Here is a 22,755-nt window from a genome sequence, read left to right as displayed (position 1 = left end):
GGTCAGGCCTCCGATCCGGCTGCGGTGTGGAGGACCTCATCATGATGGGGTTCGGTGTTGGAGGCCGCCTGACCGGCGCGTTCGCGGGCGTCGGCCCGTTCGAGATTCGCGATGATGCACCGCAGCCCCTCACGCAACGACTGCCGCTCCTCATCGTTCATGCCGTCCGTGGCCGTGGTGTCGGCGGCCGCCATGATTTCGGCCACGCGCCCGGCGCAGTCGCGACCCTCATCGGTGAGAAACACCAGATATGATCGACGGTCGGACTCACTGGCTTCGCGGCGGACCAGGCCTTTGTGCTCCATGCGGGTGAGCAGACCGGTCATGGTCGATTTGTCGAGGATGCATTCGGCGCAGATCTCCTTCGCGGTGCGGCCGTCCTGTTCGTTGAGGCATTCGAGGATCTTCGGTTGCCCGGGCAGCAGGCCGATGCGTCTGATGGCCGCGTCGATGCGCCGGTTGGAGTGATTGAACGCCCGCAACAGCAGGAAATGCAGTTCATTGTCCAGCATGGAGTCTTCTTCCGATGATGGTCTTCGCGGGGTATGTTCCGCGATTCGATTCCATCGTATCGCCATATAGTTTGCATGCAAACTAATTTGTTCGACTAGCGAACCACGGCAGGTCCTTGAGTGGCAATGTGCGCGATGCCCTCGGGCTTGCTGTGTACGGGTTTGCCGTGTTCAGGTTTTCGTGGCTCCCTTCTGTGAGGACAGTGCCGTGAAGCAAACGGCAGGGCCGTTTGTAGGCAGTGTGCGAGGCGATAGCCGGGCCGATGGGCTGTGAACGGAGTTCGTCGTTGCGGGGCGGGCTGTCGGCGGGGCCGACCGGGGGAGTGCCGTAGTGGTGCGTATGCGCACGGGAAAAGAATGAAGCGGACGTCGTTGTCCGATATATTCACTTATCGCCGGATTGCGATCCGGTCTGTTGAATTATCGAATCTTCAGTTATGCGACCATATCCGGTCGGAGGAGGAACGCCGCCATATGCGTTCTCGGAGCGCTATCGGAAGCGCTTTAGGCAGTGAGGGCCGTTGGTTCAGCGGGCGTTCTTGTCGACGTCGTTGATGATGTCGGCCATCACCTTGGAGTTGGACATGCCGGCCTGGGCCATGGAGTTGACACCGTACATGGCGAGACCGCGCAGCATGGAATCCTTGATGGACATGATGTGTTCCTTTCGTCGGGCCAAGGCCCTGGGGCCTTGAACTTGTTTCCGCTTGGCTTCTTTCTGAAACCGGTTTCAGAATAGCGCGGCGAATCCCCCTTCGCAAGTTACCGTACGGTCATCGGCGTTTCGCCCGGAATTCCGCCATTCCTACTCCCGCCTCAATCGAACCGGTTCGAGAACATTGCGCCCAAGTTACGAATGTTGCGGGGAATACGGAAAAGGGGCGTGGCCATGACGAGCCACGCCCCTTGGGCAGGAGTAGTAGTCAGAGATCAGCGAAGAGCGGGGATCACTTCACGTTCTTCATGCCGAGGATGGACAGCGCGCCGAGGGTCAGCACGATGAAGCCCATCGGGAACAGGCCGGCGTAGCCGAACATGTGGAAGACCCAGGCGCCCAGCAGCGGGGCCAGCATCTGGCCGACGGTGCCCATGGCGTTGATGAAGGACAGATCCTTGGCGGCCTGGTCCGGGTTCGGCAGCACGGAGGTCATCAGGGACTGGTCGATGGCGATGAACAGACCGCCGCCGATGCCGGAGAGGGCCACGTAGATGGTGTACATGAGCGGGGTCTGTACGATGAGCGGCAGCCAGCACGGAACGCCGACGAGGAACATGCCGACGGCAGCCGGGATCTTCATGCCGCCCTTGAACAGCATGGAGACCGGACCGGAGAGGGCGGACATGAGCACGGCGAAGATCAGGCTCAGCAGGGACATGAGCGCCATCCAGCTGGCGGCGGAAGCCGCGGAGGTGTGCATCCAGTCGGTCAGAGTGTACAGACGATAGGTGCCGATGCCGCCAGGGAGCATGTAGAGCAGACGGGAGAGGCAGGCGAACCAGTAGTCACGGCCTGCGTGGGTCGGAGGCAGGAACTGCTTGAAGGCGGACAGGTCCATCTTGACCGGCGGAACGTCCTTGTTGGACGGCTCGGCGGTGACGATCACGGCGATGATCATGGCGATATCGGCGATGACCAAGGTGACGAACACGCCGTTGGACACGTCGCCCACGGAGGCGACGAACAGGGAGCACAGGGACTGGAAGCCGTTGAGGCCGATCTGAGTGGCGATGCCGAAGGAGGAGGACGCGGAGCCGCGGTACTTCTCGGGGATCAGATCATGCATCCAGGCCATGCCGGCGGACATCATGGCGCTATAGCACGCAGTGTAGATGAACCAGGCGCCCATGGCGATGGCGGTGTTGTCGTTGATGGCGAAGATCACGAGGCAGACTGTGGCGACGACGGAGGTGCCGATGAGCCACGGGGTGCGGGCGCCGAAGCGGGAACGGGTCATATCAGACAGGGCGCCGAAGATGATGCCTGCGAACACGGAGATGATCAGGGTCACCGTGGTGGCGGTGGCGGTGAGGTTCACCTTGTTGGCCGGATCGATGAAGCCGATCTTGGCCGGCAGCAGGATGCCGCTGATGCCGAAGAACGGGCCGTAGAAGGCGATGGTGCAGAAGAACTGGCCGATGACCGGACGCCACGGGTACTTGCCCGAGTCTTTCGGCTCCATGGTCTTGGTGGATTCCGCATTACTCATTGTGGTGTTTCTCCCTCCTCAGGAAAAAACGCATGGCCGCGATGCCTTGGCAAGCTGCCGTGCTTGGTTTTGTAATTAGTTACATCGTAACATCATCTTTGACGACGACAAATCCAGATGAGCAAATCTTGTGAGCGTTAACGGCGTGTTGCAGGGTCTGCGAAAAAGTTTTCGCAATGCTGGGTATGCTGAGAAATGGCGAAATTTCAACGGTATCCATTGTCGACAATCTCCGGCGGTGATGTGTTATCGATAAAATGTTACCTCGGCGTGTTGCATGTAACTGGTTTCACAATATGAGGGAAACATGTTACATTGAATGCAGCAAACAAGCAGTGCGGCAACGCATGCGGGAACGAGCCGATCGCCGTCTCGTCCCCGTGACGGAGCGGTCCGCGGCGCCCATGTGGTGACGTCCGAACACGATGCGCGCGGCAGCACAAGACAATAAGGAAAGAACAAGCAGCCATGACCATCCATGATGTCCGTGATTACGGTGCCGTCGCCGACGGCGTCACCAACAATGCCAAGGCCATCCAGGCAGCCATCGACGCATGCGCCGACAACGGCGGCGGCATGGTCACCCTTGCGGGCGGCACCTACATGTCCGGCACCATCCGGCTCAAGTCCAACGTGACCCTCAACATCGACGTCACCACCATCCTCCTGGCCAGCCCGAACATCGCCGACTACGCGGCCGAAGGCGTGCACCACCAGCGCTACCGCAATGAGCATAACCTCGACCGCTGCTTCATCTACGCCGAGGACGCCCACGACTTCGCCATCATCGGCCACGGCGAGATCAATGGCAACAACAAGGCCTTCCCGAACGAGGGCTCCAACTACCGTCCGATGATGTTCCGCATGCTGCGCTGCAACCACGTGCGTCTCGAAGGCATCAAGATGGTCGACTCCTCATCCTGGACCTGCGCGCTGCTGGACAGCGAGTACTTCTGGGCCCACGGCATCGACATCCACAACTCCGGCAAGCCCAACGGCGACGGCCTCGACTTCGACGGCACCTCGCACGTGTACATCTCCGACTGCCACATCCAGGGCACCGACGACAACATCTGCCTGCAGTCCAGCTCCAAGGACTACCCGGTCCACGACTACCACATCACCAACTGCGAGCTGTCCAGCGTGTGCGGCGGCATCCGCATCGGGCTGAAGTCCATCGGCGACATCCACGACGTGGCCGTCTCCAACTGCACGTTCAGCCGCATCTGGCGTGAGGGCATCAAGATCGAATGCACCGAAGGCGGTTCCATCTCCGACATCACCGTCTCCAACTGCACCATGCGCGACGTGACCCGCCCACTGTTCGTCATCCTCAACAACCGCTACGAGCCGGATGGCTGGGGCAGTTCCGTGGAACTCGACCACATGCCCGAGATCGGCACCTTGGAGCGTCTGTCCTTCTCCAACATCACCGTCACTGACAGCGAGGAGATGGCCAACATCCACCACGGCTTCGGCAGCGACATCCAGGGCCAGCCCAAGTTCGCCGGCATACGCTTCGACGCGGCCGAAAGCCACCCCATCAGAGACGTGACCCTGCGCGACCTCCGCTACACCTTCATCGGCGGCGTCAAGGAATCCGACATCCCGTCCGAATACCCGCGCCTCGTGGACAAGCTCGCCGAACCGGACGTCAGGTCCAGCGAGAATTACTGGCCGGACTGGTCCCGCACCGCGTTCATGGACATCCGCAACGTGGACGGCCTCGACGCCCAAGGCATCCGTCTCAAGGCCATCCGCCCGGACGAACGCCCCGCCACGAAGTTCGACGGCACCCGTTTCGTGACCGACCCGGACATCATCGTCGCCGAGTGACGACGATCGGCAACATTTCCATATACGAAGGAGCACACATGTCCACCATCGAACGATTCGAAGGCGCCGGCTCGGACGGCACCACCATCAGCGTGGTGTACGCCGAGCAGAGGGAAGCGAACACCGCGTTTGCCTTGGCTTTCACCGGCGATCAGCTGCCGCGCCTCGTGCATTGGGGCCGTCCCCTCGCCGACCCGAAGGCCGCCCTCGCGCTCTACGACGCCGTACGCCCGCAGTGCGTCTCCGGCGTTCTCGACTACACGCCATGGCCGTCCGTCCTGCCCACCCAGGCCGAGGGCTGGATGGGAGCCTCCCGCATCAACGTGTCCCGCGACGGCGTGGAACTGTTCTGCAAGTTCACCGTGACCGGCATCGCCATCGACAGCCATGAGGATGCCGGCATCAAGGACGCGACCGTGCCGACCGTCACCGTCAACGCCGCCGACGAGGAACAGGGCGTCGGACTTGAATGGACCGCCGAACTGCTGCCGGGCGGACTCATCCGCCAGCAGGCCACCGTGCGCAACCTCAAGGACGGCGAGCTCGCGGTGAACAGGCTGGAACTCGGCTTCGCCCTGCCTGCCAACGCCACCGAGATGCTCACCACCACCGGTCACCACCTGCGCGAACGCCAGCCGCAGCGTCGTCTGCTCGCCGTCGAACGCATCGAGAAGGTCTCCGTGGTGGGCCGTCCGGACTTCGACGCCTCGCTGCTGCTCGCGGCCGGCGAACCCGGATTCGGCTTCGAACGCGGCGACGTCTACGCCGTGCACGTGGCTTGGAGTGGCAACTCGCTGCTGTCCGCAGAGCGCACGCCGTACACGCAGGCCCTGATTGGCGGCGGCGAGGTACTGCTGTCCGGTGAAATCGCACTGGCCAAGGGCGAGTCCTACGCCACCCCGTGGATGTTCGGCGCCTACGGCGACGGCCTCAACGAAATTGGCACCCGCTTCCACTCCTATGTGCGTTCCCTGCACCCCGAACTGACCGCTAAGCCCCGCCCGGTGATGCTCAACACCTGGGAGGCCGTGTTCTTCGACCACAACTTCGACACCCTGAAGGCCCTGGCGGACAAGGCCGCCGCCTCCGGCGTGGAACGCTACGTGGTGGACGACGGCTGGTTCGGCTCCCGCCGCGACGACACCTCCGGTCTCGGCGACTGGCAGATCGCCCAGGACGTCTGGCCCGACGGCCCGAAGTCCCTCACGGCCCTGGCCGACTACGTGCACGCCAAGGGCATGGAATTCGGCCTGTGGTTCGAGCCCGAGATGATCAACCCGGACTCCAACACGTACCGTGCCCACCCGGACTGGGTGCTGAAGCCCACCGACAACCGCATGCCGCTGGAAGGCCGCCACCAGCAGGTGCTCGACCTGAGCAACCCGGACGCCTATCGGTACATCTACGACTCCATCGACGGCCTGGTCAACGAGCTCGGCATCGACTACATCAAGTGGGACCACAACAAGCAGGTCACCGAAGGCGTTTCGCCGTACACCGGCCGCCCGGCCGTGCATGGTCAGACCCTCGCCGTCTACCGCATTTGGCACGACCTCAAGGCCGCCCACCCCGGCCTCGAAATGGAAAGCTGCTCCTCCGGCGGCGGCCGCATGGACCTCGGCATCCTGCGTTACGCCAGCCGCGTGTGGACCTCCGACTGCGTGGACCCGGTCGAGCGCGAGGACACCCAGCGCTACACCTCGCTCGTGGTGCCGCCGTGCATGATGGGCGAGCACATCGGCCACAGCCCCGCCTACGCCACCCATCGCGCCACCAGCCAGGAGATGCGCATGGCCATGGCCTTCTTCGGCCACATGGGCATCGAATGGAACCTGCTCAAGGAGCCGGACGAGGCGCTGGCCAAGCTGGGGGAGTGGGTCGCCGAATATAAGAAGCACCGCGAATGGTTCGCCCAGGACACCTGCGTGCACGCCGACCAGTGCGATCCCGCCGTGCGTGTGGACGGCATGGTCAAGCCGGACAAGTCCGCCGCGATCTACCGGTACACGATGCTCACCACCTCCGGCACGTACCCGACCGCGCCCGTGCACCTGCCCGGACTTGACCCGGACGCCAACTACCGCGTCTACCCGCTGGCTGTGAACCTCGACCTTAACGCCTCCGGCGCCAACGTGGGCTTCTCGCCGCTCGGCTGGTGGAACGAGCAGGGCATCGTCCTGCCCGGCCGCGCCCTGACCACCTACGGCATCCGCCCGCCTGAGCTCAACCCCGCCCAGGCCGCCCTCTTCGCCGCAGTCAAAGCCTAAATCATTCGCCTCGAACACATAGGGAAGGAACATACCATGACCACCATGATCAAGAACCCGATCCTGCCGGGCTTCCACCCGGACTCCAGCGCCCTGCGCGTCGGGGACGACTATTACATCGCCACCTCCACCTTCGAATGGTGGCCGGGCATCGACATCTACCACTCCAAGGACCTCGTGAACTGGGAGTGGGTCGCCGCCCCGGTCAACCGCGAATCCCAGGTCAACCTGCTCGGCAACTACAACTCCGGCTCCCTGTGGGCCCCGCACCTGAGCTACGCGGACGGCAAGTTCTGGCTCGTCTACACGGACGTGAAGACCTTCGGGCCGATCATGAACACGCTCAACTACGTGATCACCGCCCCCACCATCACCGGCCCGTGGAGCGAACCGCACTTCCTGACCGCCTCCGGCTTCGACCCGTCCATCTACCACGATGATGACGGCCGCAAGTGGTTCCTCAACATGCTCTACGACCCGCGCCCCGGCCACCAGCTGTTCTCCGGCACCGTAATCCAGGAGTTCGACCCGGACACCATGGAGCTCATCGGCGAACGCAAGCACTTCTACAAGGGCACCAAGCTCGGCGTGTGCGAGGCCCCGCAGATCCTCAAGAAGGACGGCTGGTACTACCTGCTGTGCGCCGCCGGCGGCACCGGCTACATGCACGCCGCCACCGTGGCCCGCGCCAAGAGCCTCGAAGGCCCGTTCGAGGACAGCCCGTACACCCCGATCATGACCACGCGCGACGAGCCGACCAACCCGCTGCAGAAGTCCGGCCACTGCTGCTTCCTGCAGATCGGCGACGAATGGTACATCACCCAGATCTGCGCCCGCCCGCTCACCGAACGCGGCAACTGCACGCTCGGCCGTGAGACCGGCATCCAGAAGATCTACTGGACCGAGGACGGCTGGCCGCGCATGATCAACGACTCCGTGATCCCGATGCTCGAAGTGCCCGCGCCGAAGGGCTCCCAGGGCGTGGTGCAGAACACCGACCATTCCGAGCGCGTCGAGTTCGAAGCCAACTGGGACGTGCAGAAGAACGCGCCGCTCACCTCGGTGACTGACCCGTCGATCCCGTCCAGCTTCAAGACGCTGCGCACCGCACTCGTGGCGGAGGAGGACTACTCGCTCACCGCCCGCCCGGGCTGGCTGCGCCTCAAGGGCGGCCAGACGCTGTGCTCCCTGTTCAAGCAGTCCCTGTTCGCCCGTCGCTGGGAGTCCTACGACTTCGACGCCGAGACCGTGCTCGACTTCGACCCGAAGAACTACCAGCAGCAGGCCGGTCTGGTGCTGTTCTACGACACCGACAACTGGATCTACGCCTACGTGTCCTTCGACTCCGAAGGCACCGACCGCCGCGTGGTGCAGGTGCTGCAGAACGACCACGGCAACCTCACGCAGGGCTCCGAACTGGTGCCGCTTGGGGATGGCCCGGTGCGTCTGAAGGTGGAGGTCCGTCGCGACAAGGCGAACTTCTTCATTGCCCAGGGCGAGACCATGTATGGTGACAACCCCGAGTGGAAGGCCGTCGGCGGCGACCAGCCGGCCGACCACATCAGCGACGACTACCTCGAGAAGCACAGCAACCCCTTCCGCTGCGCGTTCACCGGCGGCATGGTGGGCATCTGCGCCCAGGACACCGACGCCCACAAGTCGTACGCCGACTTCCACTACTTCGACTACCAGGAGAAGTAGCGGTAGGTACTGGTTCCCCTCTCTGAGGGGGAGCTGGCCGCGGAGCGGGCTGAGGGGAGTGTTCGTGGTTTAAGCTGAGACTTCCCTCAGTCAGCCTGCGGCTGCCAGCTCCACTCAAAGAGAGGAGCCCAAAGGAGCGTAGAATGCACGAACCAAGGAATTAGGATTGAAGGTTATGAAGGGTTTGCATCGTTGGGGCCGCCTCGCGGCCGTCATCGCCACGGCAGCCGTGTCGGTCATGCCTTTGGCCGCCTGCGGTGCCGCCACCGCCTCCGATGGCCGTGTGACCATCGAATGGTGGGGCTACGAGCAGGGCCAGCAGGAACAGGCCGACGCCTTCAACCGTTCCCAGGACAGGATCCATGTGGTCTACCATCGGCAGGCCACCAACACCAAGGCCGAGGAATCGCTGGTCAACGCCGTCAAGGCCGGCCAGAACGTGCCCGACCTGTTCGAGGCGAACATGGAATCGACCATCTCGCTGCTCGCGGACGGCACCATCCAGGACATCGCCCCGTACAAGCCGGACCTTGCGAATCTCAACCCGAACGCGGTCGAATCGTTCACCGTGGCGAACAGGCTCGCCGCCATCCCGTTCAAGTTCAGCCCGCAGTTCATCATCGCCAACCAGCGCACCTTTGACGAGCACGGCGTCAAGGTGCCCTCCACCTGGGATGAGTACATATCCGCCGCGGAGCAGCTCAAGGCCGTCGACCCCAAGATCAAGATCATGAACCTGGCCGGCGAGGACCCCACCATGCTGGTGGTGCTTGCCCAGCAGTTCGGAGCGCACTGGTATTCGGTCAAGGATGACTCCTGGGTCATCGACATCAACGGCGCCGAAACCCGCAAGGCCATGGGCTACCTGCAGCGCATCGTGGACGAGAGCCTGTTCAGCCAGAAGACCTTCATCGAATGGGACGCCTTGATGCAGTTCTTCCAGTCCGGCGACCTGGCCACCATCCTCACCTCCACGTGGCAACTTTCGGCCTACCAGTCCAACTTCCAGAAGTCGCTCGGCGATTGGAAGGCGTACGACTGGCCCAGGGAGTCCGCCGCCTCTCCGCTCGTCTCCCCGCTCAACGTGCAGGGCTACGCCCTGCCCAAAGGTGCCAGGCATCCGCAGGAGGCCCTTGACTTCGCGCTGTGGCTTGCCACGAACGACAGGGCCGCGCGCATCGCCGCCAGTCCCACCACCGGCAACGGCACGTTCCCGGCCATGAAGGACGCCAGCGCATACATCGCCGATTCTCTGCCGGACAAGCTCCTCCAGGACAAGACCGGTGCCGAACAGGTGGTCAAGGATTCCATCGAATCCGCCACCCCGTACTCCACCGGCGTCAACTGGTCCGGCATGTACAAGCAGTTGCAGGACCAGTGGGCCAAGTTCCTCAACAAGCAGGTCACGGGCGACGAAATGCTCGACTACCTGCAGCGATGGACCGTCAACGATCTGAAGACCAAGGGCATCAACGTCCGGGAGACATGATGATGACCACACTTGATACTCATAAGCTCAGCGCGCACAAGCGCCAACGTTGGAGGGCATGATGAACACCACAGTCAAGCCGGCGAAACCGGCGAACGTGGGCAAGGCCGCACAGCAGGGGAGCGGCATGAACCCGGTCACCTCATGGCATCGCCACCGTGGACTCAAGGGCGCCCTGTTCGGCCTGCCGTTCTTCGCCCTGTTCCTCTTCTCGTTCATCCTGCCCTTCCTCTACGCCCTGTGGAAGAGCCTGTTCGAGCTCAAATACAGTGGGCTCGGCCTCGACGGACCGCACCCGCGCTTCGCCGGCCTCGCCCAATACGCGCGCGCATTCCAGGATGCGGCGTTCTGGAGCGGCATGGGCCGCGTGGCTCTGTTCACCTGCGTGGCCACGCCGCTGATCATGGCCTTCGCCGCCGTGGAGGCGTTGCTGCTCGATGCGGCCAAGCGCGCCGCCAAGAAGGCGTACCGCATTCTGCTGCTCGTGCCATACATGGTGCCCACCATCGTCTCCACCTTGGTGTGGGTCTACCTGTACTCGCCGGACATCGGCCCGCTCAAGCGCTTCTTCGCCCTGTTCGGCGTCACCGTGGACTTCTTCAGTCCGCAGCTGCTGTGGGTGTCCATGGCCAACCTCCTGCTGTGGGTCAACATCGGCTTCAACATGCTCATCATGTACGGTTCCCTCACCGCCATCGACCCCTCGCTCTACGAAAGCGCGCGCATCGACGGCGCCAGCGAACTGCGCATCGCCTGGTCCATCAAACTGCCGATGATCCGCGGCACCCTGCTGCTGACCGGCCTGCTTTCGATGATCGGCATGCTCCAGCTTTTCGACCAGCCGCTGCTGTTCCGTTCGGCCTCCCCGCAGACCGTCACCGCGAACTTCACGCCAATCATGACCATCTACAACTACACGTTCTCCGCGGGCGGCGACTACAACTACGCGGCCGCCCTGTCCGTGGTGCTGGCGCTCGTCATCGCCGCCATCTCCGCCGTCGTCTACGGCGTGACCAACAGGAAGGGGCAGTGATGGCAACCGCATTCCTGCGCCCCCGCTACGGCAAGCCCGTGGCAGGCGCCGTTCGCGTCTCTCGCCAGTCCAAGTGGAGCCGCCCCGGCATCCTCGTATACCTCGCCATGCTCGCGTTCTACTCCATCGCGCCCCTGTGGTGGCTCATCGTGTCCGTGACCAAAAGCCGTGTGGAACTGTACAACACCAACGGCCTGTGGTTCGGCGCCGAAAACCATGTGGTCGAGAACTTCCGCCAGCTGTTCACCTATGAGGACGGCATCTTCTTCCGCTGGATGGGCAACTCCATCCTTTATGCCGGCGTGGGCGCCATCGTCTGCACCGTCATCTCCCTCGCCGCCGGATACTCGCTGAGCAAGTTCGACTTTCCCGGTAAGAAGATCGAGATGGCGCTCGTCATGGCCTCGTTCCTCGTGCCCACCGCGCTGCTCACACTGCCGCTGTACCTGCTGTTCGCCGGGCTCCACCTCACGGACACGGTCTGGGCCGTGCTCATCCCGTCCTTCGTCAACGCCTTCGATGTGTACCTCGCCAAGGAGTACATCGACGGCACCGTGCCGGACGAACTGTTGGAGGCCGCCCGTGTGGACGGGGCGGGGGAGCTGCTCATCTTCCGCAAGATCGTACTGCCGATGCTCTCCACGCCGGCCGCCACCATCTTCATCCTCACGTTCGTGCTGCAGTGGAACAACTTCTACCTGCCCATCACCATGCTGCGCGGATCCGACAAATGGACGCTCGCGCTCGGCCTGTACAGCTTCATGCAGACCAAGCAGTCCTCCGTGTTCGACCCGACCACCATCGCGCTTGCCGGCTCGGTGGTCTCCATCATCCCGCTCGCGGTTGTTATGATGCTCATGCAGCGCTTCTGGCGCTCCGGTGTGGCCTTGGGCGCAGTGAAGGGATGATGTGATGACCGAAATGATGGATACCGCGGTTGCCGGCAAAACCGCAACCACCGTCAAGACCACCAAGGGGCCCGCCAAGACGTCCAACGCCAACATCAGGGACATCGCCGCCGCCGCGGGTGTCTCCGTGGCCACCGTCTCCCGTGTGATGCGCGGCAACGCCCGCGTCTCCGACGCCACGCGGGCCAAAGTCGAGCAGGCGGTCAACGCATTGGGGTACGTGCCCAACGCGCACGCGCAAGCCCTGACCACGCCGCCCAACTCCATCACACTCGTCATGCGTGCCCTGTCCGGCGGCACCTATAGCGACATGGCCAGCGCACTTGCCGAGGAAGCGGTGCATCGGGGCATGACGTTTCGCGTCATCGTCACCGGCGGCGCATACACCGGCTCCCGCGTGGACGCCAAGGCGGTGCTCACCGATCTGCTGGGACAGCGCCCGCGCGTGGCCGTCATCACCGCGGACGACGATCCGGGCGCCATTCAGGATGATGCGCTCAACGAATATGCGGATAAGTTCCAGAAAGTAGGTACGTCCCTGGTGGCGCTGGCCAGGCCCCGGCTCGGACTGGATTCGCGCATCAGCACGATCTACTATGCCGGTGAACGGGGCATGCACGAACTCACCAGATACCTTATTTCCCTAGGCCATCGTGACATGCTGTTCGTCGGCCTGCGGGACGGTTCGGAGGTGTTCGACGAGCGTTACCGGGGATTCCTCGGTGCGCTCGCCGAAGCCGGCATCCGTCATGACTCCTCGCAGGATTTGCCGTTCGTGCGCGACCGCGGCGCGGATATGCAGCAGATCGCGGACCGCTACCGCAATGGCGCCCCGTTCACCGCGGTGGTCGGTGTGACCGATGTGGTGGCGCTGGACGCCATCAACGCACTGCTTTCGATGGGGGTCTCGGTTCCTGATCAGATTTCCGTGGGCGGATTCGATGACATGCCCTATGCCGGTGACCTCATCGTGCCGCTGACCACCGTCCGCGTGCCTTTTGACCGCCTCGGCGCGGCCGCCGCCGACGCCGGCCTCAACGGCATCCGGGATGTGATTATGCCCACAGACGTGGTGGTACGACGCTCCACCGCCCCCGTCGCCGCGTAGCTCTGATTCCTTGTCAAAGGCTTCCCGGAAGGGGAGCCTTTATTCTTGCAAGCGCGCCATTGCCGCGATTCACAGGCATATGCGGCGTCAAGGATGGCCCATGACGCGGCCGATGCAACGCGGCGTCAGGAAATTGGGTAAAATTAACCCTTGACTTTTTCCGCAACTCGGTATATGGACAGCGAAACGTAAAAGACATACCGCGACGCTACGCTGTCAACAGCAACTTAGAGGAAGAGGCACGTTGTGAGCGCGCCCATAACCAATTGAGGTGATTTCGGTGACATTCAAAGCCCCGCTTGATCTCACGGTCCATGCTCCGGACGGCATGTATGACCCCTCCAACGAGCATGACGCCTGTGGTGTGGGTATGGTCACCACCCTGAATAAGCGCCCCGAACGTAAGATCGTCACCGACGCCATCGAAGTGCTGGTCAACCTCGACCACCGTGGTGCCGTGGGTGCCGAGGAGAATACGGGCGACGGCGCCGGCATCCTGATGAGCATGCCGGACGAGTTCATGCGCGCCACCGTTCCGGCCGATCTGCCGGAAGCCGGCCACTACGCCGCCGGCATCGCGTTCCTCGACCGTGACATCGAGACCTCCGGCCAGCAGGAGCAGGCCATCGCCAACATCGTGCGCGAGGAGGGCCTCGAAGTGCTCGCCTGGCGCGTAGTGCCCACCAACCCGGACGGCCTCGGCCTGCAGGCCCTCGCCGCCATGCCGGGCTTCAAAACCCTCGTGGTCGCCTCCCCGGACGGCTCGCTCGGCGGTCTCGAACTCGACCGCAAGACCTTCCGCATCCGCAAGCGCGTTGAGCATGAGGTGGGTGTCTACTTCGCATCCCTGTCCGCCCGTACCATCACGTACAAGGGCATGCTCACCACCATGCAGCTCACCCACTTCTTCGAGGATCTGAACGACGAGCGCATGAAGGCCACCGTGGCCATCGTCCACTCCCGCTTCTCCACCAACACGTTCCCGAGCTGGCCACTGGCCCAGCCGTTCCGCCTGCTGGCCCACAACGGCGAGATCAACACCATCCAGGGCAACCGCAACTGGCTGTCCGCCCGCGAGGGTCGCCTGAGCTCCGAACTGCTCGGCGAGTTCAAGCCGCTGTTGCCGATCACCACTCCGGGCTACTCCGATTCCGGCACCTTCGACGAATGCCTCGAACTGCTGCATCTCGCCGGCCGCTCCCTGCCGCACGCCATCTGTATGATGCTGCCGCCGGCCTGGGAGAAGAACCCGGACCTCGACCCGGACGTGCGCGCCTTCTACGAGTACAACAACACGCTCATCGAGCCGTGGGACGGCCCGGCCGACATCGTCTTCACCGACGGCACCCAGGTGGGCGCCCTGCTCGACCGCAACGGCTTCCGTCCCGGCCGTTGGCAGCTCACCGATGACGGCTACATCGTGCTGGCCTCCGAGGCCGGCGTGATCCCGGAGATCGCCCAGGAGCACATCGTGTCCAAGGGCCGTCTGGAGCCGGGCAAGATGTTCCTCGTGGACACCGCCGAAGGCCGTATCATCCCGGACGAGGAGATCAAGAAGAACCTCGCCTCCCAGCACCCGTACCGCAAGTGGGTCGAAGGCAACTCCGTGGAGCTCTCCGACCTGCCCAAGCGCGAGCACGTCAACCACTCCGGCCAGTCCGTCCAGCGCCGCCAGCGCGCCTTCGGCTACACCGAGGAGGACCTCAAGCTCCTGCTCACCCCGATGGCCAACACCGGCAAGGAGCCGCTGGGCTCCATGGGCAACGACACCCCGCTGCCGGCCCTCTCCAGCCGCAGCCGCATGCTTTTCGACTACTTCACCCAGAAGTTCGCGCAGGTCACCAACCCGCCGCTGGACTGGGAGCGTGAGGAGATCGTCACCTCCCTCGAATCCGCCATCGGCCCCGAGCCGAACCTGCTGGCCGATTCCGAGCTGCACGCCAAGAAGATCCTCATCCCGCTGCCCGTGGTCAACTCCGACGAAATGGCCCAGCTGAAGCGCCTCGACCGCGCCCGCGTGCTCGGCGACTACTACCGCCCGTACGTGGTCAAGGGCCTCTACCAGGTCGCCGGCGGCGGCAAGGCCCTGAAGGAGCGTCTGGACGAGATCTTCGCCGAGGTGGACGAGGCCATCGAAGCCGGCAAGAACTTCCTCGTGCTCTCCGATCGTGATTCCAACCACACCTGGGGCCCGATCCCGTCCCTGCTGCTCACCTCCGCCGTCCAGCATCACCTGCTGCGTCGCCACACCCGCACCCAGATCTCGATGGTCGTGGAGGCCGGCGACGTGCGCGAGATCCACCACGTGGCACTGCTCATCGCCTACGGCGCCGCATGCGTGAACCCGTACCTGGCGTTCGAATCCGTGGAGAACCTGGCCCGCACCGGCTACCTCAAGGTCGACGCGGACACCGCCGTGAAGAACCTCACCAAGGCCCTCTCCACCGGTGTGCTCAAGATCATGTCCAAGATGGGCGTCTCCACCATCATGAGCTACCGCGGTGCCCAGCTGTTCGAGGCCGTAGGCCTCAACCAGCAGGTCGTGGACGAATACTTCACCGGCACCACCTCCCGCGTGGGCGGCGTGGGCCTCGACGAAATCGCCGAGGAAGTGGCCATCCGCCACCGCGTGGCCTACCCGAACCAGTGGACCGCGGCCCCGCACCGCAACCTGCGCACCGGCGGCGACTACAAGTGGCGCCGCACCGGCGAGGACCACCTCAACGACCCGGAGGCCATCTTCCTGCTCCAGCAGTCGACCCAGCGCGGCGACTACCAGATGTTCAAGAAGTACTCGCACCACATCAACGACACGTCGAACCGACTCATGACCCTGCGCGGCCTGATGAAGTTCAACTCCAACCGCAAGCCCATCGACATCTCCGAGGTCGAGCCGGCCTCCGAGATCGTCAAGCGCTTCTCCACCGGTGCCATGAGCTACGGCTCCATCTCCCAGGAAGCCCACGAGACGCTCGCCCTGGCCATGAACTCCATCGGCGCGCGCTCCAACTCCGGCGAGGGCGGCGAGTCCGAGGACCGCATCAACGACCCGCAGCGCTACAGCCGCATCAAGCAGATCGCGTCCGCCCGTTTCGGCGTGACCTCCGACTACCTGGTGCACGCCACCGACCTGCAGATCAAGCTCGCCCAGGGCGCCAAGCCCGGCGAGGGCGGCCACCTGCCCGGCGCCAAGGTCCCGCCGTGGATCGCCAAGGTCCGTCACGCCACCCCGGGCGTGGAGCTCATCTCCCCGCCGCCGCACCACGACATCTACTCCATCGAGGATCTCAAGCAGCTGATCAACGATGCGAAGATGGCGAACCCGAAGGCCCGCATCCACGTCAAGCTCGTCTCCGAGTTCGGCGTGGGCACCATCGCGGCCGGCGTGGCCAAGTGCCATGCTGACGTGGTGCTCATCTCCGGTTATGACGGCGGTACGGGCGCTGCCCCGCTCAACGCCATCAAGCACGCCGGCACCCCGTGGGAGATCGGCCTGTCCGAGACCCAGCAGACGCTGATCCTCAACGGCCTGCGCTCCCGCATCGTCGTCCAGTGCGATGGCGAGCTCAAGACCGGCCGTGACGTGGTCATCGCCGCCCTGCTTGGCGCCGAGGAATTCGGCTTCGCCACCGCGGCGCTGATCGTCGAGGGCTGCGTCATGATGCGCGCATGCCAGAAGAACACCTGCCCGCAGGGCATCGCCACCCAGGATCCGGAACTGCGCGCCCGCTTCCGCGGCAAGCCCGAACATGTGGTCAACTTCTTCATGTTCATCGCCGAGGAAGTGCGCGAGATCCTCGCCCAGCTCGGTTTCAGGACACTCGAGGAGGCCATCGGCCACGTCGAGTGCCTGGACCAGAACGAGGCCATCAAGCGCTGGAAGTCCGACGGCATCGACCTGACGAACGTGCTCAAGCAGGCCGGCCCGGTGCCGGGCACCATCCTGCACCAGACCATCGAGCAGAACCATGAGCTCGAGAAGGCGCTGGACAACAAGCTCATCGAGCTCGCCCAGCCTGCGCTCGACCACAAGGAGCCCGTGCGCATCGAAATGCCGATCCGCAACGTCAACCGTACGGTCGGCACCATGGTCGGCTATGAGATCACCCGCCGCTACGGCGAGGAGGGCCTGCCGGACGACACCATCGACATGACCCTGCACGGCTCCGGCGGCCAGTCCATCGGCGCGTTCATCCCGCGCGGCGAGACCATGCGCATCTACGGCGAAGTCAACGACTACGCCGGCAAGGGCCTGTCCGGCGGCCGCATGATCGTGCGCCCCGAAGACAACGTCACCTTCGACAAGCACGAGAACGTCATCGCCGGCAACGTGACCGGCTTCGGCGCCACCTCCGGCCAGATGTTCGTGGCCGGCCGCGCAGGCGAACGCTTCGCCGTGCGTAACTCCGGTGCCACGTTCGTGGTGGAAGGCGTGGGCGACCACGGCTGCGAGTACATGACCGGCGGCACCGTGGTGGTGCTCGGACCCACCGGCCGCAACTTCGGCGCGGGCTTCTCCGGCGGCAACACCTACGTGCTCGACCTCGACATGAAGAAGGTCAACCCGGGCGCCATCAAGTCCGGCGCGCTGCTCTTCAAGTCCCTGGACGCCGACACCGCCAAGCTGGTGTACGGCCTGATCAAGCAGCACGCGGAGGAGACCGGATCCCAGTTCGCCGCCGCTCTGCTTGAGGACTGGTCCAACACGGTCAAGCGCTTCACGCACGTGGTGCCGAAGCAGTACCTGGCCATGACCAAGGCCATGGAAGACGCCAAGGCCAACAACATCGATTTCAATTCGCCCGGAGCCTGGGAAGAGGTTTACGAGCACGTTACGGAAGGAGTGCGCTGACATGGGCGACCCGAGAGGATTCCTGAAGGTCCGTACCCGCCGCGAGCTGGCCGAACGCCCCGTCGAGGAACGCATCAAGGACTGGTTCGACGTGCACGCCGAATCCGGCCTGCAGCCCTGGACCAAGGAGCAGGCGGCCCGCTGCATGGACTGCGGCACCCCGTTCTGCATGACCGGCTGCCCGCTGGGCAATGTCATCCCGGAGTGGAACGACCTGGTACGCCAGGGCAAGTGGGAGGATGCGTACAACCGTCTGTCGCAGACCTCCAACTTCCCGGAGTTCACCGGCCGTATCTGCCCGGCCCTGTGCGAGCAGGCCTGCGTGCTCGGCATCCACCAGCCGCCGACCATGATCAAGAACGATGAGGTCACCATCATCGACCAGGCCTGGGAGCTCGGCTACGTCAAGCCCCTGCCGCCGCAGCGTCTGACCGACCAGACCGTGGCCGTGGTGGGTTCCGGTCCCGCCGGCCTCGCCGCCGCCCAGCAGCTCACGCGCGCCGGCCACACCGTGGTCGTCTACGAGAAGGACGACGCCATCGGCGGCCTCATGCGCTACGGCATCCCGAACTTCAAGCTCGAGAAGGGCCTGATCGACCGCCGCGTCAAGCAGATGGAGGCCGAAGGCACCCGCTTCTACACGAACGTCGAGATCGGCAAGGACATCTCCTGGGACGATCTGCGCGATCGCTACGACGCCGTCGTGGTGGCCATCGGCTCCCGCGTGCCGCGCGACATGAAGATCCCCGGCCGCGAGCTCGACGGCATCCACTTCGCCCTCGACTTCCTGCCTGACGCCACCCGTCGCGTCTTCGGCGTCAAGCCGGTCAACGATATCACCGCCAAGGACAAGCACGTCATCGTCATCGGCGGCGGCGACACCGGTTCCGACTGCCTCGGCACCTCCATCCGCCAGGGCGCGAAGGACGTGACCGTGCTGCAGATCATGCCGAAGGAGCCCGAGACCCGTCCGGCCAACCAGCCGTGGCCGACCTTCGCCCGCACCTACCAGAAGACCACGTCCATGGCCGAGGGTGGCACCTACCTGTACAGCACCGACTCCGTGAACTTCATCGGTTCCGAGGAGGAGCAGGCCAAGGTCAAGATCGAGAACTCCACCACCGCCGAAGGCTTCGTGGCGGACGAGCATGGTCACGTGACCGGCCTCAAGGTGGTCTCCGTGGCCCCCGGCGAGGATGGCCCGTTCACCCGCCAGCCCGGCACCGAGCGCGTGCTGCCCGCCGACCTGGTGCTCATCTCCGTGGGCTTCCTGCACCCGGACACCACCACGCTGCTCGACCAGCTGCCCGTGGAACTCGACAAGCGCGGCAACATCGCCCGCAACGACAACTACGCCACCAGCCAGGACGGCGTGTTCGTGTGCGGCGACGCCGGCCGTGGCCAGAGCCTCGTGGTGTGGGCCATCGCCGAAGGCCGCTCCTGCGCGGCCGCCGTGGACGAGTACCTCTCCAGCGAGAAGACCAGCGAGCTACCCGCCCCGATCAAGGCCAGCGCCCGTCCGATGATGCTGCCCCGCTGATACGAGCTGATACGGTCCGCAGGTTCGTCTCCCGCTAGCTCCCCTTCCTCCCGGAAGGGGAGCTTTGTTTTTCTAGGCCATCCCAGGCTTTCCCGTCAGAGGAACTGGCCGTCGGAAGCGGCCTAAGGGGTGTAGCAGGCGAGCATCTAGCGGTCGAGGGAACGCCACATCACCCGAAACCGTCACTATGTATGCGGTTGGACCATGCTCCCGCATACATAGTGTCACTTTTGCGTTCCTAACCATCACTATGTATGCGGGACCTTCGTTCAGCCGCATACATAGTGTCGTTTTGCGCGCACGCACGGTACCATGGATTCATAGGGAAAGGCGGTACGCAATGAAGCGCACGCGAACAGCCGTATTGGCGGCCATCATCGTCCTTGCTGCATTGCTTGGAATCGGCGCGCTGATGTGGAATGCGGGCCGGATTCCTTCGCGCTCTGCCGCGGGCTCCCACACGAACCAGACCGGTCAATCGCAGGAAATCACGCCCGGCGGAGACCAATCCGGGACAAAACAGGCCGTGCCCGAACCCGCGTCACTGCACGACCCCAAGGAACTCGCCGGACTCAACGCAGGCGTGGACGACTCCTATCCCGGCGACGACTGGTTCTGCAATGCGGCCGGCGAAAAAGCGGATGCGTCGTCGGAATGCGCGGACAAGACAGACCGGACCGAGCCGAACACCGACCGCGTGATGCTTGACGTGCCGCAACGTGTACAGGAGACCGGCTACTGGTGCGTGCCGGGTGCCCTGCAGATGGTCCTGGCATACAAGGGAATCGACGCGGACCAGACCACGCTGGCCGAACGCATGAACACCAAGCCGGTGACCGGCACGGAATACGTGGATCTGGCGCGCGTGGCCAACGCCTATCTGTTCGGAGATGAGACCGCGACGCCTTCCGGCGCGGGATATCGCGTACAGACCATCGCCATAGGGGACAGGGATCCGTCCGTCGCACAGACGTTCGCCGAGAGGGTGAAGGCCGATCTCGCCGATGACTATCCGGTGTTCGCCGCCGTGGACGTCCACGTGCTCTACCCATGGTTCGGACATGGCAACCATGTGGTGGTCGTCATGGGATACGACACCGACGAGAACGGGACGATCACGCAATACCACATCCTCGACCCGTCCTACAACATGCAGGATCCCGTCCATGCGGGCCACAAGGTCGTGGACACGGCCACCATGATGAGCGCCATCGTGGATAACGAGGAGCCCGCCTACGTGTGGTGAGGCGGGCAAAACGGGCATACGAGGAATTCCCCCGGTATCCGTTTACAGCTCCGCGCGTCCGTCTGCGAGTTCACCGCGCCACTCCGCGCGCGTCTGTATTTCGGAATATGCATACAAAGTTAACAAACGGCTCCTAAAGTATCAGCCCGTTGTCAAAAAGACGGCACATCTACTTTGGGAGAGGTTCATGAAGAATCGTCACATCACGACGCTGGTCGCGGCGGGCGCCGCGCTCGTCATGCTGCTCAGCGGCTGTGGATCGACCGGCACGTCCAACAACGCCGGCAGCACTGCGGGCTCCAACATCATTTCCGTGTACGGCAGCGAGCCGGCACATCCGCTGTTCCCCGGCGCGGTCACCGAGGCCGGCGGCGGCAAGGTGGTCGACCAGCTGTTCGCCGGCCTGGTCACCTACGACGCCAAGGGCGGCATCCACAACGAGGTCGCCGACAGCATCACCTCCAGCGACAACGCCACCCACTACGTCATCAAGATCAAGAAGGGCTGGAAGTTCACCGACGGCACGCCGGTGACCGCCCACTCCTTCGTGGACGCCTGGAACTACACGGCCAACAGCGCCAACAAGCAGGGCAGCGCCAGCTTCTTCAGCACCATCGAGGGCTACGACGACCTGCAGAAGTCGGACGTGGATCCCAGCGCCACGCTCTCCGGCCTCAAGGTTGTGGACGACTACACCATCGACGTGAAGCTGAGCCAGCCCGACTCGGCGTTCCCGGTCAAGGCCGGCAGCCACGCCTACATGCCGCTGCCCGAATCCGCGTTCAAGAACCCGAAGAAGTATGGCGAGAACCCGGTGGGCAACGGCCCGTACAAGTTCGTCTCCTGGACGCACAACCGCAGCATCAAGATGGTCAAGAACCCCGACTACAAGGGCAACCGCGTCGCCAAGAACGACGGTCTTGACTTCATGATCTACACGTCGCCCGATTCCGCCTACGCCGACCTGCGTGGCGGCAACCTCGACTTCACGCACGCGATTCCCGCCACCGCGCTGAAGACCTTCCAGTCGGACAAGACCATCAAGGCGTACAACCAGCCCGGCGGCAACACGCTGACCTTCACCATCCCCGAATGGCTTGAGCACTTCGGCCAGAACGAGGAAGGCAACCTGCGTCGTCAGGCCATCTCCATGTCCATCGACCGCAAGACCATCGCCGAGAAGATCTTCAACAACACCTCCACGCCGGCCGTGGACTTCCTCGCCGCACCGATCAGCGCCTACTCCAAGAACCTCAAGGGCAACGAGGTGCTCCAGTACAACCCCACCAAGGCCAAGGAACTGTGGGCCAAGGCCAACGCCATCTCCCCGTGGAGCGGCGATTTCAAGATCGCCTACAACGCCGACGGCAACGCCAAGGGCTGGGTCGAGGCCGTGTGCAACTACGTCAAGAACACGCTCGGCATCAAGGCCGAGGGCGCCCCGATGTCCACCTCCGACGAGTTCCTGTCCAACGTGGACTCCGGCAAGATGACCACCGCCTACCGCAGCGGTTGGGGCCCCGACTACCCGTCCGCCGACAACTACCTGGTACAGCTGTACGCCTCCAGCTCCGCCGACGGCAAGGGCGCGAACTCCGGCAACTACAAGAACCCCGAGTTCGACGCGCTCATGGACAAGGCCCTCTCCGCGCCCTCCACCGAGGAAGCGGACAAGTACTACCAGCAGGGCGAGGAGATCCTGCTGCAGGACCTGCCGGCCATTCCGCTGTGGAACCAGAACGCCACTGCCGTGAGTACCCCGAGCGTCTCCGGAGTCGAGTTCGACTACGGCGGCGGCCCGGTGTTCACCGAACTGACCAAGAAGTGATAATGCGATATCGGTGATATCGCGAGCGACGTTCGTTGCGCCACGTCCGCTGATACCGGTCGGATACCATCCGGTCCGGTACCATGGATGAGGCTTGAGACGAACGTCCGTCGACGCCCGCCGGCCCTATGCGACCGGCGGGCGTTTTGCCGTGAACTGGCCCGTACGTACCGTACGTACCGTGCGATTCGTACGAGCCATACGATTCGCGCGAATCGGTTCACGGCA

At 63.9% G+C, this 22,755-nt stretch carries 14 protein-coding genes; 11 read left to right on the top strand and 3 right to left on the bottom strand.

All coding sequences use genetic code 11. The annotated features are described in order from the left end of the window. Positions 1 to 2: 2 nt before the first annotated feature. The 3 genes from JS536_RS04265 to JS536_RS04260 all read right to left on the bottom strand — a co-directional run bounded on the left by JS536_RS04265 (position 3) and on the right by JS536_RS04260 (position 2,719). Entirely contained in the window at positions 3 to 512 is a 510-nt protein-coding gene (locus tag JS536_RS04265) for a MarR family transcriptional regulator (protein ID WP_214355914.1), read from the bottom strand. 526 nt (positions 513 to 1,038) lie between these two features. After that, positions 1,039 to 1,167, bottom strand: a complete 129-nt coding sequence (locus JS536_RS11960; RefSeq protein ID WP_274608213.1) for a hypothetical protein — start codon at positions 1,165 to 1,167, stop codon at positions 1,039 to 1,041. Positions 1,168 to 1,459: 292 nt separating this feature from the next. Beyond that, a complete protein-coding gene (locus tag JS536_RS04260) occupies positions 1,460 to 2,719 on the bottom strand; it encodes an MFS transporter (RefSeq protein ID WP_214355913.1) in 1,260 nt (419 codons plus the stop codon). 468 nt (positions 2,720 to 3,187) lie between these two features. On the opposite strand from JS536_RS04260, the gene JS536_RS04255 reads away from it, so the two are divergent. The 11 genes from JS536_RS04255 to JS536_RS04205 all read left to right on the top strand — a co-directional run bounded on the left by JS536_RS04255 (position 3,188) and on the right by JS536_RS04205 (position 22,527). Further along, a complete protein-coding gene (locus JS536_RS04255) occupies positions 3,188 to 4,555 on the top strand; it encodes a glycosyl hydrolase family 28 protein (RefSeq protein ID WP_214355912.1) in 1,368 nt (455 codons plus the stop codon). Positions 4,556 to 4,593: 38 nt separating this feature from the next. Further along, complete coding sequence (locus JS536_RS04250; RefSeq protein ID WP_214355911.1) at positions 4,594 to 6,822, top strand: alpha-galactosidase; 2,229 nt, start codon at positions 4,594 to 4,596, stop codon at positions 6,820 to 6,822. Between the two features lie 36 nt (positions 6,823 to 6,858). Continuing rightward, on the top strand, positions 6,859 to 8,523 hold the full coding sequence (locus tag JS536_RS04245; RefSeq protein ID WP_214355910.1) for a glycoside hydrolase family 43 protein: 1,665 nt from the start codon (positions 6,859 to 6,861) through the stop codon (positions 8,521 to 8,523). Between the two features lie 175 nt (positions 8,524 to 8,698). Further along, the gene (locus tag JS536_RS04240; RefSeq protein ID WP_240544261.1) at positions 8,699 to 10,012 is read left to right on the top strand and encodes an extracellular solute-binding protein; all 1,314 of its coding nucleotides are present in this window, start codon (positions 8,699 to 8,701) and stop codon (positions 10,010 to 10,012) included. Positions 10,013 to 10,070: 58 nt separating this feature from the next. Beyond that, positions 10,071 to 11,045, top strand: coding sequence for a sugar ABC transporter permease (locus tag JS536_RS04235; protein ID WP_214355908.1), 975 nt, complete (start codon positions 10,071 to 10,073; stop codon positions 11,043 to 11,045). Then, positions 11,045 to 11,953 (top strand): carbohydrate ABC transporter permease, encoded by a 909-nt coding sequence (locus JS536_RS04230; protein ID WP_214355907.1) that lies wholly within the window; start codon positions 11,045 to 11,047, stop codon positions 11,951 to 11,953. The genes JS536_RS04235 and JS536_RS04230 overlap by 1 nt, the downstream gene beginning before the upstream one ends. Before the next feature lie 4 nt (positions 11,954 to 11,957). Then, positions 11,958 to 13,061, top strand: a complete 1,104-nt coding sequence (locus JS536_RS04225; RefSeq protein ID WP_214355906.1) for a LacI family DNA-binding transcriptional regulator — start codon at positions 11,958 to 11,960, stop codon at positions 13,059 to 13,061. A gap of 280 nt (positions 13,062 to 13,341) precedes the next feature. Next, on the top strand, positions 13,342 to 17,913 hold the full coding sequence (gene gltB / locus JS536_RS04220) for a glutamate synthase large subunit (RefSeq protein WP_214355905.1): 4,572 nt from the start codon (positions 13,342 to 13,344) through the stop codon (positions 17,911 to 17,913). A 1-nt stretch (position 17,914) separates the two neighbouring features. Continuing rightward, positions 17,915 to 19,453 (top strand): glutamate synthase subunit beta, encoded by a 1,539-nt coding sequence (locus tag JS536_RS04215; RefSeq protein WP_214304438.1) that lies wholly within the window; start codon positions 17,915 to 17,917, stop codon positions 19,451 to 19,453. Positions 19,454 to 19,793: 340 nt separating this feature from the next. After that, positions 19,794 to 20,699, top strand: coding sequence for a C39 family peptidase (locus JS536_RS04210; RefSeq protein ID WP_214355904.1), 906 nt, complete (start codon positions 19,794 to 19,796; stop codon positions 20,697 to 20,699). A 187-nt stretch (positions 20,700 to 20,886) separates the two neighbouring features. Continuing rightward, positions 20,887 to 22,527 (top strand): ABC transporter substrate-binding protein, encoded by a 1,641-nt coding sequence (locus tag JS536_RS04205; RefSeq protein ID WP_214355903.1) that lies wholly within the window; start codon positions 20,887 to 20,889, stop codon positions 22,525 to 22,527. Positions 22,528 to 22,755 lie beyond the last annotated feature (228 nt).

The organism is Bifidobacterium sp. SO4 (genome assembly GCF_018555355.1).
Lineage (GTDB): Bacteria > Actinomycetota > Actinomycetes > Actinomycetales > Bifidobacteriaceae > Bifidobacterium > Bifidobacterium miconisargentati.
The sequence above is the reverse complement of the archived record's forward strand: the minus strand, read 5'-3'. Positions and strand labels throughout refer to the sequence as shown.